The organism is Streptomyces sp. NBC_01451 (assembly GCF_036227485.1).
Taxonomy (GTDB): domain Bacteria; phylum Actinomycetota; class Actinomycetes; order Streptomycetales; family Streptomycetaceae; genus Streptomyces.
Genome location: NZ_CP109479.1, coordinates 2569498 through 2587209 on the forward strand (window position 1 = coordinate 2569498; position 17712 = coordinate 2587209).

The 17712-nt window shown below is 70.5% G+C and carries 14 protein-coding genes; 4 read left to right on the forward strand and 10 right to left on the reverse strand.

Going from position 1 to position 17712, the window contains the following annotated elements:
* Nucleotides 1–37: 37 nt before the first annotated feature.
* Both OG595_RS10845 and OG595_RS10850 read right to left on the reverse strand, forming a co-directional pair.
* Nucleotides 38–229 carry an acyl-CoA carboxylase subunit epsilon gene (locus tag OG595_RS10845; protein WP_329270493.1) on the reverse strand — a complete coding sequence of 64 codons (192 nt, stop codon included), beginning with the start codon at nucleotides 227–229 and terminating at the stop codon, nucleotides 38–40.
* 70 nt (nucleotides 230–299) lie between these two features.
* Entirely contained in the window at nucleotides 300–1907 is a 1608-nt protein-coding gene (locus OG595_RS10850; protein ID WP_329270495.1) for an acyl-CoA carboxylase subunit beta, read from the reverse strand.
* Between the two features lie 363 nt (nucleotides 1908–2270).
* Between OG595_RS10850 and OG595_RS10855 the strand changes: the two genes are divergently transcribed.
* Nucleotides 2271–2888, forward strand: a complete 618-nt coding sequence (locus OG595_RS10855) for a YceI family protein (protein WP_329270497.1) — start codon at nucleotides 2271–2273, stop codon at nucleotides 2886–2888.
* A gap of 129 nt (nucleotides 2889–3017) precedes the next feature.
* Here the strand turns inward: OG595_RS10855 and OG595_RS10860 are convergent, their stop codons facing one another.
* Complete coding sequence (locus OG595_RS10860) at nucleotides 3018–3641, reverse strand: YdeI/OmpD-associated family protein (protein ID WP_443073006.1); 624 nt, start codon at nucleotides 3639–3641, stop codon at nucleotides 3018–3020.
* A gap of 212 nt (nucleotides 3642–3853) precedes the next feature.
* On the opposite strand from OG595_RS10860, the gene OG595_RS10865 reads away from it, so the two are divergent.
* From OG595_RS10865 to OG595_RS10875, 3 genes are all read left to right on the forward strand, one after another.
* On the forward strand, nucleotides 3854–4084 hold the full coding sequence (locus OG595_RS10865) for a hypothetical protein (RefSeq protein ID WP_329270500.1): 231 nt from the start codon (nucleotides 3854–3856) through the stop codon (nucleotides 4082–4084).
* A 39-nt stretch (nucleotides 4085–4123) separates the two neighbouring features.
* Entirely contained in the window at nucleotides 4124–4621 is a 498-nt protein-coding gene (locus OG595_RS10870) for a GNAT family N-acetyltransferase (RefSeq protein WP_329270502.1), read from the forward strand.
* A 286-nt stretch (nucleotides 4622–4907) separates the two neighbouring features.
* Nucleotides 4908–5693, forward strand: a complete 786-nt coding sequence (locus tag OG595_RS10875; protein ID WP_329270504.1) for a S1 family peptidase — start codon at nucleotides 4908–4910, stop codon at nucleotides 5691–5693.
* A gap of 192 nt (nucleotides 5694–5885) precedes the next feature.
* Here the strand turns inward: OG595_RS10875 and OG595_RS10880 are convergent, their stop codons facing one another.
* From OG595_RS10880 to OG595_RS10910, 7 genes are all read right to left on the reverse strand, one after another.
* A complete protein-coding gene (locus tag OG595_RS10880; protein ID WP_329270505.1) occupies nucleotides 5886–7253 on the reverse strand; it encodes a hypothetical protein in 1368 nt (455 codons plus the stop codon).
* A gap of 94 nt (nucleotides 7254–7347) precedes the next feature.
* The gene (locus tag OG595_RS10885; protein WP_329270506.1) at nucleotides 7348–10374 is read right to left on the reverse strand and encodes a glycoside hydrolase family 3 protein; all 3027 of its coding nucleotides are present in this window, start codon (nucleotides 10372–10374) and stop codon (nucleotides 7348–7350) included.
* Between the two features lie 158 nt (nucleotides 10375–10532).
* The gene (cimA, locus tag OG595_RS10890; RefSeq protein WP_329270507.1) at nucleotides 10533–12137 is read right to left on the reverse strand and encodes a citramalate synthase; all 1605 of its coding nucleotides are present in this window, start codon (nucleotides 12135–12137) and stop codon (nucleotides 10533–10535) included.
* A 308-nt stretch (nucleotides 12138–12445) separates the two neighbouring features.
* Nucleotides 12446–13762, reverse strand: coding sequence for a TolB family protein (locus OG595_RS10895; RefSeq protein WP_329270509.1), 1317 nt, complete (start codon nucleotides 13760–13762; stop codon nucleotides 12446–12448).
* A 203-nt stretch (nucleotides 13763–13965) separates the two neighbouring features.
* The gene (locus tag OG595_RS10900; protein ID WP_329270511.1) at nucleotides 13966–15291 is read right to left on the reverse strand and encodes a KamA family radical SAM protein; all 1326 of its coding nucleotides are present in this window, start codon (nucleotides 15289–15291) and stop codon (nucleotides 13966–13968) included.
* 15 nt (nucleotides 15292–15306) lie between these two features.
* The gene (locus OG595_RS10905; protein ID WP_329270513.1) at nucleotides 15307–16383 is read right to left on the reverse strand and encodes a hypothetical protein; all 1077 of its coding nucleotides are present in this window, start codon (nucleotides 16381–16383) and stop codon (nucleotides 15307–15309) included.
* A gap of 173 nt (nucleotides 16384–16556) precedes the next feature.
* Nucleotides 16557–17645, reverse strand: coding sequence for a branched-chain amino acid aminotransferase (locus OG595_RS10910; RefSeq protein ID WP_329270515.1), 1089 nt, complete (start codon nucleotides 17643–17645; stop codon nucleotides 16557–16559).
* Between the last annotated feature and the right edge of the window lie 67 nt (nucleotides 17646–17712).

The following is a 17712-nucleotide window of genomic DNA, read 5'->3' on the forward strand; positions in this document are numbered from 1 at the left end:
AGAGGGGCCCTTCTTGTCGTACGGCAGAGTCAGTGAGTCAGTGCCAGCTGTGCGGGGCGCGGAAGCCGCCCTCGCGCTCCAGGCGGCGCCAGCCGGCCTTCGGGCGTCCGCGGTGGGCCGGGGCCGCCGCCGGTGCCGCCGCCGCACGGGCCAGCAGGATGGCCGTGATGGCGGCGACTTCCTCGGGCCCGGCGTGGCCCTTCTCGACGCGAATGTCAGAAGTGTTCATAGGTCACAGTCTCCGTGAGAGAGGTTTCCGCGGATGGACCGCGAAGGATCCGCTGGGTTACCGAGCGGAATCACTGAGGGGGGTTGCCGTGCTTTCGCGAAGGCAGGTCGGCGTGCTTGGTCTGCAGCATCGCGAGCGACCTGATGAGCACCGAACGCGTCTCGGCCGGGTCGATGACGTCGTCGACCAGACCGCGCTCGGCGGCGTAGTAGGGGTGCATCAGCTCGGACTTGTACTCCTTGACCATCCGAGCCCTCATCGCCTCGGAGTCCTCGGCGTCCGCGATCTGACGGCGGAAGATGACGTTGGCGGCACCTTCCGCGCCCATCACGGCGATCTCGTTCGTCGGCCAGGCGTAGGTGAGGTCGGCGCCGATGGACTGGCTGTCCATGACGATGTACGCGCCTCCGTACGCCTTGCGCAGGATCAGCGAGATCCTCGGAACGGTCGCGTTGCAGTAGGCGTAGAGCAGCTTCGCGCCGTGCCGGATGATCCCGCCGTGCTCCTGGTCGACGCCCGGCAGGAAGCCGGGGACATCCAGCAGCGTGACGATCGGGATGTTGAAAGCGTCACACATCTGGACAAAGCGCGCAGCTTTTTCCGATGCCTCGATGTCCAGGACCCCGGCGAGGCTCTGCGGCTGGTTGGCGACGATGCCGACGACCTGGCCGCCGAGCCGGCCGAGCGCGCAGATGATGTTGCGGGCCCAGCGCTCGTGGATCTCCAGGTAGTCGCCGTCGTCGACGAGCTCCTCGATGACCTTGGTCATGTCGTACGGCCGGTTGCCGTCGGCCGGGACGAGGTCCAGCAGGACGTCACCGCGCCGGTCGGCGGGGTCCTCGGAATCGACCCGCGGCGGGTTCTCCCGGTTGTTCTGCGGCAGCATCGCGAGGAGGTAGCGGACCTCGGCGATGCAGGTCTCCTCGTCGTCGTACGCGAAGTGCGCGACGCCGCTGGTCTCGGCGTGCACGTCGGCGCCGCCGAGGCCGTTCTGGGTGATCTCCTCACCGGTGACCGCCTTGACGACGTCCGGGCCGGTGATGAACATCTGTGAGGTCTCGCGGACCATGAAGACGAAGTCGGTGAGGGCGGGCGAGTAGGCCGCGCCGCCGGCGCACGGGCCGAGCATCACGCTGATCTGCGGGATGACGCCGGAGGCCTTGGTGTTGCGCTGGAAGATGCCGCCGTACCCGGCCAGGGCCGAGACGCCCTCCTGGATACGGGCGCCGGCGCCGTCGTTGAGCGACACCAGCGGGGCCCCGGCCGCGATGGCCATGTCCATGATCTTGTGGATCTTCGTGGCGTGGGCCTCGCCCAGCGCGCCGCCGAAGATGCGGAAGTCATGGGCGTAGACGAAGACCGTACGGCCCTCCACCGTGCCCCAGCCGGTGATGACACCGTCGGTGAACGGCTTCTTGGCCTCCAGGCCGAAACCGGTCGCGCGGTGCCGGCGCAGCTGCTCGACCTCGTTGAAGGAGTCCGGGTCGAGGAGCAGCTCGATGCGCTCCCGGGCGGTCAGCTTGCCCTTGGCATGCTGCGCCTCGGTCGCCTTCTCACTGGGGCCGGCCAGAGCCTGCGCACGGATCTGGTGCAGCTCGGCCACGCGCCCGCGTGCGTCCGTCGGCTCCCCCGTCGGCTCGCCCGTGGACTCACCCTGCGCCTCATCCAAAACGGTCATGTAGCGACCTTACGAAGCGGAGCGAAAAACCGGTCCGTCGACTCCGTACAGTCTCCGGCGCGTTTTCCTGGTACCCCTGAACAGAAGAACACCGGCATGCACGCGACCCGACTGTTCAGGGGCCGTGCGGCTTGTGGGGTTCCCACAAAGCCGTCACATGAACGGCGAGCGAGGCCCGCGTCGGCCACAAGGGGGACGCGAGCCGTGTGACGCCACACCGAAGCCCGCCGGACGGGACTACGCCACTTGAAGTAACATCACGAACACTCTCCGGATAAGGTTGAACATTGAACGGAATAGAGCTATGGTTCATCCCGTTGGACTGATTAAAGATTCAACAACCCGTCCCCAAGGAGTCACGTCATGAGCATCTTCGGCCGCAAGACCACCGCCGACAGCGACGCCGCCACCTCGTCCGTGGCGACCGCGGTGGCCCCCGAGCTCGCCGCGCTGACCGGCGACTACACGATCGACCCGTCCCACACGACCATCGGTTTCGTCGCCCGCCACGCCATGGTGACGAACGTCAAGGGCAGCTTCCAGGAGTTCGAGGGCACCCTGCACCTCGACGGCACCGACCCCGCCAACTCGACAGCGTCCCTCGACATCACGATGAACAGCATCGAGACGGGCTCCGCCGACCGTGACGGCCACCTGAAGAGCGCGGACTTCTTCCGCACCGACGAGTTCCCGACGATGACGTTCCGCTCCACCAAGGCGGAGTCCCTGGGCGGCTCCGACTACCGCATCACCGGCGACCTGGAGATCCTGGGCACCACCAAGCCGATCTCCATCGACCTGGAGTTCAACGGCGCGGCGAAGGACCCGTTCGGCAACGAGCGCGTGGGCTTCGAGGGCAAGGCGGAGATCCTGCGCTCGGCGTGGGGCCTGACCTGGAACGCGGCGCTGGAGACGGGTGGCGTGCTGGTGTCCGACAAGATCAAGCTGAACTTCGACATCTCGGCCATCAGGAACGCGTGACACGACGCCCACCGCTCCGGATGCCGCGACGCCGGCAGCCGCGGAGCGGAGACGAACCGCCCGCCCGGTCGCTCCACGACCGGGCGGGCGGACGTGTGTCGAGGCCCCGACGCCTTTCCCGACTCCCCCTCAGGACGCCGGACTTGGGGACCCTCCCGCCAGTGCGGCCACGGCTGCCGCGAGGCGCGCGGCCCGGACGTCCGGCGTACGGGCCTTGAGCAGCGGCAGTACGACCCGGTACCGGTCCGTCCTGCCGAGCGCCCCGAAGGCCGCCCCGGCTCGCGGGTCGCGCTCCAGCGCGGCGACGAGGTCGTCCGGGACGGAGGCGTTGCGCTGGGACTCGTACGCCGCCTCCCAACGCCCGTCCGCCTTCGCGGCGTCGACCTCCGCGAAGCCCCCGGGCCGCATCAGCCCGGCCGCCGCCAGCTCCGGCACCCGCCGCACGTTGACCATCGACCACACGCTGCCCCGCCGACGCGGGGTGATCTTCTGCAGGAAGTGCGAGGCGTCGAGGCCCTTGCGCTGCCCGGTGATCCACCCATGGCAGAGGGCCATGTCGTTGACCTCTCCGGCGGTGACGGAGGCCGGCTCCGAGCCCTTTTTCGCGACCTTCACCCAGAGGCCGACGGCGCCGGGGGCCCGGTGGGCGGTCAGCCAGGCGTCGAGGGCGGGCGCGTCGGCGAAGGACATGACCGGCACACCGCCGAGGGCGTCGGTGGGCCGGCCGGGGGCACTGTCGGGTGGGGTGGTCATGAGGGCACAGTAGGAGGGATATAGGACAGTTACTGTCCTATGAACGGGCGATCGGCTGCACCGGCCGCCCCCTGTGCTGTACACCTCTCGACGTGGACGTGAGCATGGACAACACCGAGTGGGTCGTCGTCACCTCGTGCGAAAACCTTCCCCGGCGGCCCGGGCCGCTTGCCGCCCTGCGCGGTTGACTGCGCGAACACGGCATCGACTGGATGCCGTTCGCGGTGGACGAGGTCCGGTACGACCTCACGTGCGGCCCGGATGCCGACGGGCGCCCGCGCGGATGGTTCACCGTGTACGTGAGGGCGGACGCACTGCGCGGGCTCGGGCTTCATCCCGGGCAGCCGACCGCGCGCGGTGGCGGCTTCTCGCCGCCCGCCTGGTGGCACGCCGCCGGGGAGCGGTACGGCCGTCGGTGGTCGGCTCCGCCGCCGCCCGAATAACCCGGTGCGGGGCCCCCGCCCGCGAGTTAGCCTCCGACCATGACCTGGCTCCCCCCTGACTTCGTCCATCCGCTGCGCGTCGACGTACCCGGTGGGTATCACCTGCGGCCGATTCGCGGGGCCGACGCCGCCATCGACTATCCGACCGTCATGGGCTCGCGCGAGCGGCTGTGGGGCATCTTCGGGGAGGCCTGGGGGTGGCCGGCCGCCACCATCACGTACGAGGCGAATCTCGCCGATCTGGAGCGGCACGCCGCCGAGGCGGACGCTCACGAGTCCTTCAACTACGTGCTGCTCAACGAGGACGAGACCGTCGAACTCGGGTGCGTGTACATCGATCCGCCCGAGAAGGCCGGTGCCGACGCCGAGATCTCCTGGTGGGTGGTGGACAGCGCCGTGGGAGGTGCGGTGGAGCAGGCCCTCGACGCTCTCGTACCGCAGTGGATCGCCGACGGCTGGCCCTTCGTGAAGCCTCGGTTCATCGGGCGGGACCTCTCCTGGGCGGAGTGGCTGCGGCTTCCCGACGCCGCCGAATGACCCCGCACAGGGGCACGGGGAACGAGGCGCGAGGCACGGGAAACCGGACATGGGACACGGGACGCCGGACACCGGACACGGGTGGCCGGCCCCGATCCGGCCCCCCGGCCCTGTGGCCCGATAGGCGCGGCCTGAATTCGCCCCTTGTGGGCGCACTCACAGCGTTCCCATAATCCTTCAACAGAATTTGACCAGCTCATGCCAGCAAAAGCACGAGTTCTTTCTGTTCATTTGGCATGGGCCTGACATTTCTGCGTATGTCCAACCCCCCACGGAAGGCATCACGTTGAAGAAGCTCATCACCGCGTTCAAGAGAGCCGCTGCCGCCGGCGCCGCCGCGCTCGCGATCATCAGCCTGCAGCCCCTCACCTCCGCGCAGGCCGCTCCGGCGCCCGTCGTCGGCGGAACCCGTGCCGCGCAGGGCGAGTTCCCCTTCATGGTCCGGCTCTCCATGGGCTGCGGCGGCGCGCTGTACACGCAGCAGATCGTGCTCACCGCCGCGCACTGTGTGAGCGGCTCGGGAGCCAACACGAGCATCACGGCCACCGCCGGTGTCGTGGACCTCCAGTCCACCTCGGGCCGTGTCCAGGTCAGGTCCACCCGGGTCCTCCAGGCCCCCGGCTACAACGGCACCGGCAAGGACTGGGCGCTGATCAAGCTCGCCACTCCGATCAACCTGCCGACACTGAAGATCGCCACCACCACGCAGTACAACACCGGTGACTTCACCGTCGCCGGCTGGGGTGCGGCCCGCGAGGGCGGCGCTCAGCAGCGCTACATGCTCAAGGCCACGGTGCCGTTCATCAGCGACGCCACCTGTAAGGCGTACGGCGGCAGCTACAGCGGGCTCGTCGCGAGCGAAGAGATCTGCGCCGGCTTCGCCTCGGGCGGCGTCGACACCTGCCAGGGCGACTCCGGCGGCCCGATGTTCCGCAAGGACAACGCCGGTGCCTTCATCCAGGTCGGCATCGTCAGCTGGGGCGACGGCTGCGCCCGGGCCAATGCCCCCGGCGTCTACAGCGAGGTCTCGACCTTCGCCTCGGCCATCGCCTCGGCGGCGTCGACTCTCTGACCCTCGTCCTCATCGCATCCCGTACGACGTCCACGGGCCCGGCGCCGTTCCGCGCCGGGCCCGTGCCCGTGCCGGCAGGTGAGTCGCAGCGCCGCCCGCACCCGTCCCGTCCTCGGGGGCACCGCCCTCGAACCCCCCGCTCCTCGAACTCCCCCAGAGGGGACCCCAAGAGGCTGGATTTCCGGCATCTGCTCAGAAGCCCCCGCCGAAGTCCCCGCCGCCCCCGAAGTCCCCTCCGCCGAACCCTCCCCCGAAGTCCCCGGGGTCGAAGTCCGCGCCGGACATGTCACCGCCCTCGAAGCCACCGGAGTTGCCGAAGTCGCCGTATCCGCCGCCGTAGTCGGCCGCGTAGGACGGGGTGGCCATCATGCTGCCGAGCATCGTGCCGACGAGGAGACCGGGGAGGACGCCGCCGCCGAAGTAGCCGCCCGCCCAGGGGCCGTACGCCGGACCGGCGTCCCAGTAGGGGCGAGGCCCCGAGGGGGTCTCCACCTCGCGGACCGCCGGGTCGTGGCCGTCGGCCAGGCGGGCGCGGTCGGCGGCGCAGACCGGGACCTCGCGGGGTTCACCGCCCGCGGGGGTCCACGTCGCGTCGGCGACCGAGGGGCCGTGGCGCGGGTCGAAGAAGCAGGGGCCCCGGCGTTCGGGCAGCGGGCGGCCCTCGCGGCGCGCCGCCAGCTGCGCGAGCGAGAACCGGCCGTCCTCCAGGGCCTGGGTCACCGCGCGCACCTCCTCCGGCCGCCGGGTGGCCGCCATCAGCGACTTCGCCTTGTCGTACGCGTCCAGCGCCCGCTCGTAGTCGGCGCGCATCGCGTCGTCGGCGCCCGCCTCGGCGGGGTGGAAGTCGAGCCGGTCGAGTTCCTCGCCGAACGCGGTGATGTCCTCGTCGACGACGACCGTGAGCTTGGCGAGCGCGGCCCGCCGCTCCTCCTCGTGCCGTGCGCGGTTGCGCCGGACCAGCGCGTACGCGCCCACGCCACCGGCCGCCAGCACCGTGCCGAAGGCGATCAGCGCCCCCGTGTTCACCCCGCCCTCGTCGCCAGCACCCGAGCCGCTCCAGGTGGCGGGCGCCGAACCGCCGACGGTGCCGCGCAGCGCCGCGTCGACGAAGTCGTTGAGCTGTGCCTTCGTGTCGCCCGCGGTCCGGACCGCCGTCACTAGGTTGCCGACCGCCGACTCGTTCAGCACCGTGCTGTCGGCCCGCGCGTCGAATCTGCCACCGAGGCGGACGGCGTACAGACCCGTGATGCCCGTCTCCGTGCGGAGGTTCGTGAAGAGGTTCTCGGTCGGGTAGCCGGCCGGGAGTACGGCCACGAACACGGGCTTGTCCGCGTCCTTGATCCTGGCGGCGAGCGCGTCGGCGTCGGACGAGGACAACAGGCCGGAGGCGGCCGGGTCCACGTACACCGGGCCCGCGCGCAGCGCCTCGGCGATCTTCGAGAGGTCGGTGGCCGCGTGCGCGCCGGGCGCGGCGGCCGTCAGCAGCGCGAGTACCGCGAGTGTCGCGACGAAGGGCACCAGCAGCAGGCGTACGAGAGGACGGACCAGTACGGCCTTCATGTCTTCGAAGCTACCCGACTCGGGGGAGAAACGGACATCGGTCCTGGTGGGGCTCCCGCTCCCCCCGACCTCACCAGGACCGCTCCCGCATCGCTCAGGCCGCCCGGTACGCGGCCCTCAGCTTCTCCACGGCCGCGCCGTAGCGCCCGGTCAGCAGCAGATGGTCGGCGTCCGCGAAGGGCTTGGCGACGGTCGGCGTGATGTCCTGTCCGATCTTCTGCTGCACGATCAGCCGCGCCTGGGTGACGAGAGTGCGTCCCGTCCTCCCGTCGTGCGCCCGCTCGGCCACGCCCGCCGCGACCGTCAGCGACTTCAGGGTCTTCTCGCCACCTTCCACGACCTTGGTCCTCGTCGTGAGTCCCCAGCCGTACGGGAACTGCGGATCGTACGTCGCGTCGCCCACGTTGATCGGTAGCTGGGCCTCCAACTTCGGCCAGGTGAGCGGGAGTTGGCCGGTGAACGCCCGCCTGCCGTAGAGCACGTCGGCGACGCCGTCGCCCTCGGTGCCCGGCAGCCAGGAGGCGACCAGGGCGTCGATGTCACCGAGCCGGTCGCCGATGAGCTGGGGGCGCCCGGCGACGACCAGCACCGCGCACCTCATCGCCGCGCACACCCGGTCGACCGCCGCCTTGTCGGCGTCGCTCAGCTCCAGGTCGTTGCCGTTGCCGACGTCGCCGATGCCCTCGGCGTAGGGGGTCTCGCCGACGACCACGACGCCCACGTCGTATCCGGCTGTCGGGGCGGAGGCGTCCTTGGAGTAGGTGATGTCGCCGCCCGCGCCGCGCATGCCCTCCAGGATCGTCGTGCCCTGGGTGATGTTCCCGGAGGAGCCCTGCCAGGTGACCGTCCAGCCGCCGGTCTGGTTGCCGATGTCGTCGGCGTTGGACCCGGCGACGTACACCTTCTGGGACTTCCTCAGCGGCAGCAGGCCCTGCGAGTTCTTCAGCAGCACCTGCGACTTCGCCGCCAACTCCCTTGCCACCTGGCGGTGTTCGGCCGATCCGATGTCCGCCGCGCCGCTCGTGTCGGCGTACGGGCGCTCGAAGAGGCCGAGCCTGAACTTCTGGGTGAGGATGCGGGAGACGGCGTCGTCGATCCGCTTGCCGTTGATCCGGCCGGCGTTCACCTCGCCCACGAGGGTGGTGCGGAAGTCCTTGTAGGCGTACGGAACCATGATCATGTCGAGGCCCGCGTTGACGGACGTCCGGACGTCGGAGGCGTAGTCGCCGGGGATCTGGTCGATGGCCTGCCAGTCGCTGATGACGAAGCCGTCGAAGCCCATACGGCCCTTCAGCACGCCGTTGATCATGTCGGCGCGGGCGTGCATCTTCACCGGGCCCTGACCGTCCCCCGCGATGTCGAGGGAGGAGTAGGACGGCATGACCGAGCCGACGCCCCGGTCGACGGCGTCCTGGTACGGCGCCAGGTGGACCGTCTCCAGTTGCTGCCGGGTGACTTCGGTGACGCCCTGGTCGATGGTGTACGAGCCTGTGGTGGAGGAGCCGTATGTCGTTCCGCCGTCGCCCACGAAGTGCTTGGCGGTGGCCAGGACCTTGTCGTTGTCCTTCAACTGCGTGCCGTTCGCGCGCCCTTGGAGGCCCTGGATCACCGTCTCCATCGACTCGACGAGCGCCGGGTCCTCGCCGAACGACTCGTACGTCCGCCCCCAGCGTTCGTCACGGGCCACGCAGAGGCAGGGCGCGAAGTCCCAGGGGATGCCCGTGGCGCGGACCTCTGCCGCCGTCACCTTCCCTGCCCCGTAGGCGAGTTGGGGATCGCGGGCGGCCCCGATGCCGATGTTGTGCGGCAGGATCGTGGCGCCGGTGAGGTTGTTGTGGCCGTGCACCGCGTCCACCCCGTAGATCAGCGGGATCTGGAACCGCGTTGCCTGCGACCGGAGTTGGAAGCCGTCGATCATCTTCGCCCAGGCCGCCGGGGTGTTGGGCGTGGGTGTCGAGCCGCCGCCCGAGAGCAGCGAGCCGAGGTCGTAGGCGGCGATGTCACCGGGCGTCGCCGCTACCGCGCCGCGCTCGGCCTGGGTCATCTGGCCGGCCTTCTCCGCGAGGGACATCCGGGAGAGCAGGTCGGCGACCCGCTGCTTCACGGGCAACTTGCTGTTCAGATACGGGAGTCCGTGCGCGTCGATGACGATCTGCGGGGTCTCGGCCGGGGCCCTGGCTCCGGTGACCGTGAGCTTGAGGGGGATCGTCTCCGCCGGTTCCGCCGCCCGGTCCCTGCGGGTGGGGACCTGGATCGTGCGGGAGGTGCCGGAGGCGGTGCCCGCGGGGAAGGTGAACTCGCCGCGGACGGGCGTGTAGTCGGCGCCGTCCGACGCCGTACCGCCCGTCGTCGTCTCGTACGTGACCGTCACGGGGTCGGTGAGCGGGGCCGAACCGGTCGTGCCGAGGGTGACGCCGACCGTCGCCGTGCCGCCCTCCTTCACCGGGTACACGGCGGAGTCGGTGGTGACGGACGCGCGCAGCGACTGGTCCGCCCTGCCGTAGAGCTCGACGCCGTCCATGGCGAACCGGTCGCTGATCCCGACGGGGAGCGTGAGGGCGTACCCCCAGGTCTCGGTGAGGCCGAGGATCTGGTCGATACCGCCGACCGGCTGGTAGTCCGTGCGGTACACGAAGTCGGTGAAGGGGATCTCGATCCGCTTCCAGCCGGTGAAGTCGTCGGTGAAGGAGGTCGTCCAGAGTTCGGAGGCCTCGCCGTTGGCGCCACCGTCCTTCAGCTCGAAACTGACCTTCCCGCCGTTGTCGCGGCCCTCCCACCAGAAGCGGACACCCTTGCTCGCCGACCAGTCGTGGGCGGGCTCGGCAAAGGCGAAGTCGTGGGTGAAGCCGCCGTAGCCGCTGATGTCGTAGGTGCCGGTGAGGACCCTGGTGCCCTCGGGGGCGTCCGCCCGTTCGGTGAGGGCGAGCCGGGGCGGGTCGTCGGCGTCGCCGCCCCAGGTGAAGATGCCTCCGGCGGGCGGGGAGGCGAAGGGGACCTCGCCCTCGAAGCGGTCCACCGGGACGGGGGCGGGGTCGTCCGCCCCGGCCGCCGTGCCCGCGGCGGCCAGGGGCAGCAGCCCGGTCAGCAGAGTGGCGCAGACGAGCAGGGCGGTTCGTCGCATGGACCTTCCCTCGGCTCTAGGAGTCCTTGAGGCCTTGAGTCCACTTGAACACCTCGTGTGCACTCACGGCCGGGAACACGCCGTGAGTCAACAAGTGCCCCTGTGAGCCGTCAAGGTGCCGAACAGGCCGCGCGCCACTTTGCCCGGATCGGGTCTCCCTACTTCGCGGGCTCCACGCCCGCCCGCAGCAGCCCGTACGTGTAGGCGTCCGCCAGCGCCTCCCAGGACGCGGCGATCACGTTGTCGGCGACGCCCACCGTCGACCACTCGCCCTTGCCGTCCGAGGTGGAGATGAGGACGCGGGTCGTGGACTGCGTGCCGTGCTTGCCCTCCAGGATGCGGACCTTGTAGTCGACCAGCTCCAGCTTGGCGAGCGGCGGGTAGATCTTCTCCAGGGCCACCTTCAGGGCGCGGTCGAGGGCGTTCACCGGGCCGTTGCCCTCCGCCGTCGCGACGATGCGCTCGCCCTTCGCGAAGATCTTGACCGTGGCCTCGTTGGCGTGGCTGCCGTCGGGGCGGTCCTCGACGATCGCGCGCCAGGACTCGACCTCGAAGTACGTACGGGCCCTGCCCTCGGCCTCCGCGCGCAGCAGCAGCTCGAAGGACGCGTCGGCCGCCTCGAACGTGTAGCCCTGGAGCTCGCGCTCCTTCACGCGCTCGACGACCCGGGCGACGAGCTCGCGGTCGTCTCCGAGGTCGACGCCGAGCTCCTTGCCCTTGAGCTCGATCGAGGCACGGCCCGCCATGTCGGAGACCAGCATCCGCATGGTGTTGCCGACCTGTTCGGGGTCGATGTGCTGGTAGAGGTCGGGGTCCACCTTGATGGCCGAGGCGTGCAGTCCCGCCTTGTGGGCGAAGGCCGAGACTCCCACGTACGGCTGATGCGTGGACGGCGTCAGGTTGACGACCTCGGCGATGGCGTGGGAGATACGGGTCATCTCGCGCAGCGCGCCGTCGGGCAGGACCTTCTTGCCGTACTTCAGCTCCAGGGCCGCGACCACCGGGAACAGGTTGGCGTTGCCGACGCGCTCGCCGTAGCCGTTCGCCGTGCACTGGACGTGGGTCGCGCCCGCGTCGACGGCGGCGAGGGTGTTGGCGACCGCGCAGCCCGTGTCGTCCTGGGCGTGCATGCCGAGGCGGGCGCCGGTGTCGGCGAGGACCGTGGCGACGACCGCCTGGACCTGGGCCGGGAGCATGCCGCCGTTGGTGTCGCAGAGGATGACGACATCGGCGCCGGCCTCGGACGCCGCCCGGACGACGGCCTTCGCGTACTCGGGGTTCGCGCGGTAGCCGTCGAAGAAGTGCTCGCAGTCGACGAAGACACGGCGGCCCTGGGAGCGGAGGTGGGCGACGGTGTCCCGGACCATCTCCAGGTTCTCGTCGAGCGTCGTGCGCAGCGCCAGCTCCACGTGCCGGTCGTGGGACTTGGCGACCAGGGTGATGACGGGCGCGCCGGAGTCCAGCAGCGCCTTGACCTGCGGGTCCTGGCTCGCCTTGCCGCCGGCCCGGCGGGTGGCGCCGAAGGCCACCAGCTGGGCGTGCTTGAAGTCGATCTCCCGCTGGGCGCGGGCGAAGAACTCGGTGTCGCGCGGGTTGGCGCCCGGCCAGCCGCCCTCGATGAAGCCGACGCCGAAGTCGTCCAGGTGCCGTGCGATGGCCAGCTTGTCGGCGACGGTGAGGTTGATGCCCTCGCGCTGGGCGCCGTCGCGCAGGGTGGTGTCGAAGACGTGGAACGAGTCGTCGGGTCCGCTGGGTTCCGTCATGATCTCAAGGCTCCTGAGGATGTCGATCTCGGTCTGTACCGGAATGACCGGCTCCACCGTCCCTCAATGATCCCTCGCGCTCCTTCTCCGGCTGAAGGTGGGCCAGAAAAGCGAAAAACCCCTCGCGGGTGCGAGAGGTCTGCGCGCGGGTCGAGGACGAAGGGGCCGCCCGTACCTGGTAGTACGTGGCGGTCACTGCGGACCGGCGCGCCTGCTGCCAATAATCGTGGCGAACGAGAGCACGGGGGCAGTCTGGCACAGCACCGCCCCCGCGCTCATGGGTGTCTCAGTATGCGAACCCGGGATGCTCAGCGCATACGGCGCACGAACCCGTCCGAGTGACCGTTGGTGTCTCCCCGGACGATGTCGGTCGCGGACGACAGGAAGCCCACGGTCCGCCCGTCGCCGCTGAGCGACGAGGGCGCGCTGTAGCCCTCCGGCTCCGTCGCGATGCCTCCCGTGATCGTCCTGCTGACGAGCCGGGTGGCTCCGGTGCGCAGGTCGTGCAGGTAGACGTTGTCGACGTGATCACCGCCCGGCGTCCGCACCGGGAAGTTGTACGCCAGGTACCGTCCGTCGCCGCTGAGGACGTTGCCGCTCAGGCTCCGCTCCCCCGGGCCCTCGTGGCGGACGCGGCGGGTGACGTCCGTGCGCAGGTCGCGTACGAAGAGGTGGAAGCCGTTCGGAGTCGGGTCGCCCACCAGGTCGGTGAGGGAACTGAAGGCGATGTACCGGCCGTCGTCCGAGAGCGACCCGCCGACGACGCCCGCGTCTGCCTGGGACGGCGTGCCGGCGCTGTCGACGTTGGCCTGCTCCTCCTTGCCGGTCCGGCGGTCGAAGACCATCAACTCGCTCCGCCCGCCGCGCGGGTGGCGGATGACGTACTGGACGTAGCGGCCGTTGCCGCTGATCCCGGTGCTGGAGACCGACCACTCCGGATGGTCGTGGCTGATCCGGGTGACCTTGCCGGTGCGGCGGTCCGTGACGTACGCGGCGAGCTGGTAGCTCGTCCCGCCTTCCATGCGGGCGACCGGCGCGTTGAAGGCGACGTACCGGCCGTCGTCGGAGATGCCGAGGCTGCCGTACGCGTTGGCGGTCCCGCCGTCGGGTGTCGTGCTCACCCGTTCGGTGCGGCCGGTGCGGCGGTCGTGGACGTAGACGTCCGTGTGGGAGTAGCCGCTCGGCGGCCTTCCGCCCCAGTCGACGAGGTTCGTCGCGTCGGAGGAGAGGGCGACGTACCGGCCGTTGCCGCTGATGGTCGCGCTGTGCGTGTCGCCGCCCTCGGACTGGGTGCCGTCCGGGGCGACGCTGACGCGGGTCACCTTTCCGGTGCGCAGGTCGCGCACGAACGCGTCCGCGTCCCCGTTGGTGTCGCCCGGCACGATGGTCGTGCCGTAGGTGGTGAACGCGGCGAAGCGGCCGTCGGCGCTGAGAGTCGGCCCGCCCGAGTCGCCGTCGGACTGCGCGCCCGCGGCCGACACGGTGACCCGCTCGGTGACGCCCGGTCGCGGTGCCTTCCCGGGCGCCGACGACGCCGTGGCCGCGTTCCCGGGAAGTGCGAGTGTGCCGGCGGCGAGCGCGGCGATGGTCGTCGCCCGCACGAACCGCATGGCTCTGCTGGTCATGTGTTTCCCCGTTTCCCCCGGTGCGCATGTCCCCCTGCGCACTGCTCCCCCGGCCCCGTGCCGAGGGCTCACTGCGATGCAAACGCACCTTCACGGTAGGGGTCAATCGGTCTTATTGCGTACAACCTGGACGAGGGTTCACGCGTCTGTGTGGTCCTCGTCGGCCCCGGGAACCTGCGGGCTCCGGACGGCGTCGGGGCGCCTCACCCCGCCTCCAGCCCGGGCAGGAACTCCCCCGCCCCGAACGCCGGTTTGAGGTCGGTGAACCAGGTCGCGTCCTCGTCGTACGCGGCGAAGAACGGGCGGTCGACCAGAGCGGGATCGCGGGCCTGGATCAGGTGCAGCACGAAGACCTTCTCCCCGGCCACCTCCGCGACCCCGTCCACGCTCACCTTGCCGGGCATCGCCGACATCACCGGGCCGCGCACGGTACGGGCGAGGCCGGAGACCCGGGCGTGGGCGTCCCGGAAGATCCGGTGGGCGCGGACCAGCGGGACCCCGAAGTAGCCCTGCGGGCCGGTGTCCCGTTCCACGAACTGGTAGTAGGGCACCGCGCCCAGCGTCGTCGTCTCCTCCCACAGCTCGGCCCAGGCGTCGGCGCTGTCGTTGATCCCGGCCACCAGTGGCCCCTGGCAGCGGATCACCGCGCCCGTGTCGCGCACCCGCCGCATCGCCTCCCGTACCACGGCCGGGCGCAGTTCCTGCGGGTGGGTGAAGTGGGCCATCAGGGCGAGGTGGCGACCGCTCGCCACGACCTTCTCGAACAGCCGCAGCAGGTCGTCGGCGTCCCGGTCGGTGGTGAAGCGGTAGGGCCAGAAGGCGAGCGACTTGGTGCCGACGCGGATCGAGCGGAGGTGATCGATCTCCAGCAGCGGGTCGACGTACCGGCTCAGTACCTCCGTGCTCATCACCAGCGGGTCGCCGCCGGTGATGAGCGCGCTGCTGACCTCCGGGTGGGCGCGGAGGTAGGCCGTGGTGGTGGCGATGTCGTCGGTGGCGATGCGGAGTTCGGACTCGCCGACGAACTGGGGCCAGCGGAAGCAGTACGTGCAGTAGGCGTGGCAGGTCTGGCCCTGGCGCGGGAAGACGAGCACCGTCTCGGGGTACTTGTGCTGGAGGCCGGGCAGCCGGACACCCTCGTGCACGGGCACGTTGGCGTCCAGCTGGCCGGAGGGGTGCGGGTTGAGGCGCATCCGGATCTCGTGGGCGGCGCGCTGGAGTTCGCGGGCCGGGGCTCCGGCGGCCAGCAGGTCCGCGATCTCCCGCACGTCGGGCGCGGGGAGCATTCCCGTCTGCGGGAAGGTGAGCCGGAAGACCGGGTCGCCGTCCGGTACGGCGGACCAGTCGATCAACTCGTCGACGACATAGGAGTTCGTACGGAAGGGCAGCACCGTCGCGACGGCGCGCAGCGCCGTCCGGTCGGCGGGCGAGAAGCAGCCGGCGCGCCGGAGCAGGCCGTCCAGGTCACGAGGAGTGAGGGCGCGGAATCTCGGGCCGCCGCGCGGGGCCAGGTCGTGCGCTGAGCTCATGCTGTGCTGGGGCCTCTATTCCGTGACCAGGGCCGGCGGTCGCAGCCAGACGAAGGCCGCCGCCGGTGCATCGTACTTCTCCGCGTAGTGCGCGGTGAGCTGCGTGTGCAGCTCGGTCTCGTCGTCGACCACGAGCACCTCGTACGCGGCCGAGGGTGTCCCCAGGGCGGCGCTGTACGCGGAGAGCTGGTCGAGGCGGTGGCGCGCCAGGTAGGACACGAGGTCGTGTCCGGCGACGTACCACCGTTCGTCGACGGTCACGAACCGGCAGGTGAACTCCCGCCGGGTGGCGGCCTCGTCGACCAGGGTGACCGGCATGTGGGTGAAGCGGTCCATGGGTTTGCTCTGCTGCCACAGTTCGTCGAACCGCTGCTCGACGAACGCGCCCAACGGCGAGCGGACGGCGACCTCCAGCTGGACGCCCTCGCCGGAGAGGCGGCCGACGGTGAGGAAGGAGACGAGGGAGCGGCCGTCCCAGCGGTAGAGGGTCACACCGGGCGAGGTAGAGCACAGCCGTACGTCGAGCAGGGTGCGGGCGTGGGCGTCGAGGCGGTCCCGGAAGGACTGGAGGGTACGGAGGTTGCGCAGGATGTCCCGGCGGATGTCGGCGTGCCGTTCACCCAGTTCCTGGCCGCGCAGGATGACGGCGAGGGAGTCGGGGTCGAGGAGCAGGATCTGTACGCGGGCGCCGTGCGCCGTGGCGGAGCGGATGCCGCGGAAGAGGCGCTCGGAGAACTGGGGACCGAAGACGTTGGAGAAGGTGTCGAGGATCTTCACGTTGGAGTTCGAGCCGTGCACCTGGGCGCTGAACCACTCGTAGTCGAGCCGGGTGTGCTCGCGGACCCGTCCTTCCTGGGCGCGGCTGATCAGCGGACCGATCACGAAGACGGTGACCGCGACTCCGAGGATGTCGGTGCCGAGGTTGAGGGCGAGGTTCTGGCCGTAGTTGTCCATGCCCGAGCTGTCCCAGAGCAGGAATCCGGCCAGGGCGGCCAGCAGGACGAGGACGGAGAGGCTCTGCGGGCGCCGGGGTTTGCGCAGTTCACGCAGGAGACCGCGCAGACGCGAGCGGCGCGGTGGCCGTGCGGTCATACGTTCCCCTTCCCCCCGGTGGAATGAGTGGATACCCACCGGGGGAAGGCGTTATGCCGGGTGTGAGATCGCGCGCCAAAGGGGTGCGGGCTGTATCGATCTGCGGCTCCGCCGCGGGGCGCGAGCAGCCCCCACCGGCCCGCCGCCGAAGAACCGCCCGCCCTGCCGAGCCCTCAGCCGAGAACGTGCATCCAGCCGTGCGTGTCCTCCGCCGTGCCGCGCTGGATGTCGAGCAGTGCCTCGCGCAGCCGCAGTGTGACCTTGCCGGGCTCGCCACCGCTCTGCTGCCACTCGACGCCGGTGCGCTTGACCGTGCCGACGGGGGTGATGACGGCCGCCGTACCGCAGGCGAAGACCTCGGTCAGGGTGCCGTTCTCGGCGTCGCGCTGCCAGTCGTCGATGGAGATGCGGCCCTCCTCGGCGGTGTAGCCGAGGTCGCGGGCGACGGTGAGGAGGGAGTCACGGGTGACGCCCTCCAGGATGGAGCCGGTGAGGGAGGGGGTGACGATGCGGTCCCCGTACACGAAGTACAGGTTCATGCCGCCGAGTTCCTCGATCCACTTGTGCTCGACGGCGTCGAGGTAGCAGACCTGGGCGCAGCCGTGCTCGGCGGCCTCGGCCTGGGCGAGGAGGGAGGCCGCGTAGTTGCCGCCGGTCTTGGCGTCGCCCATGCCGCCGGGGACGGCGCGGACGCGGTCCTCGGAGAGCCAGATGGAGACGGGCTTGACGCCACCGGGGAAGTAGGCGCCGGCGGGGGACGCGATCACCAGGAACAGGTACTCGTTGGCCGGCTTGACGCCGAGGCCGATCTCCGTGGCGATCATGAAGGGGCGCAGGTAGAGGGACTCCTCGCCGCCGTGCGCGGGCACCCAGTCCCGGTCCTGCCGCACCAGCGCGTCGATGGCGTCGATGAACGTCTCGACGGGCAGCTCGGGCATGGCGAGGCGGCGCGCGGAGTGCTGGAAGCGCAGGGCGTTCTTCTCCGGCCGGAAGGTGGCGACGGAGCCGTCGGGCCGACGGTAGGCCTTGAGTCCCTCGAAGATCTCCTGCGCGTAGTGCAGGGTCATGTTCGCGGGGTCGATGGAGAGCGGGCCGTACGGGACGAGCTGGCCGTCGTGCCAGCCGCGCCCCTCGGTCCACTTGATCGTCACCATGTGGTCGGTGAAGTGGCGGCCGAAGCCGGGGCTGGCCAGGATCGCCTCGCGCTCCGCGCCGGAAAGTGGCGAGGCCGAGGGCTTGAGCTCGATCGTGGGCGTCGTCATGAGTGGGTGTCCTTCACCGGTTTTGTGTGTGACGGGCCGCGCCCACGCCCGTGACCACATGGCTGGC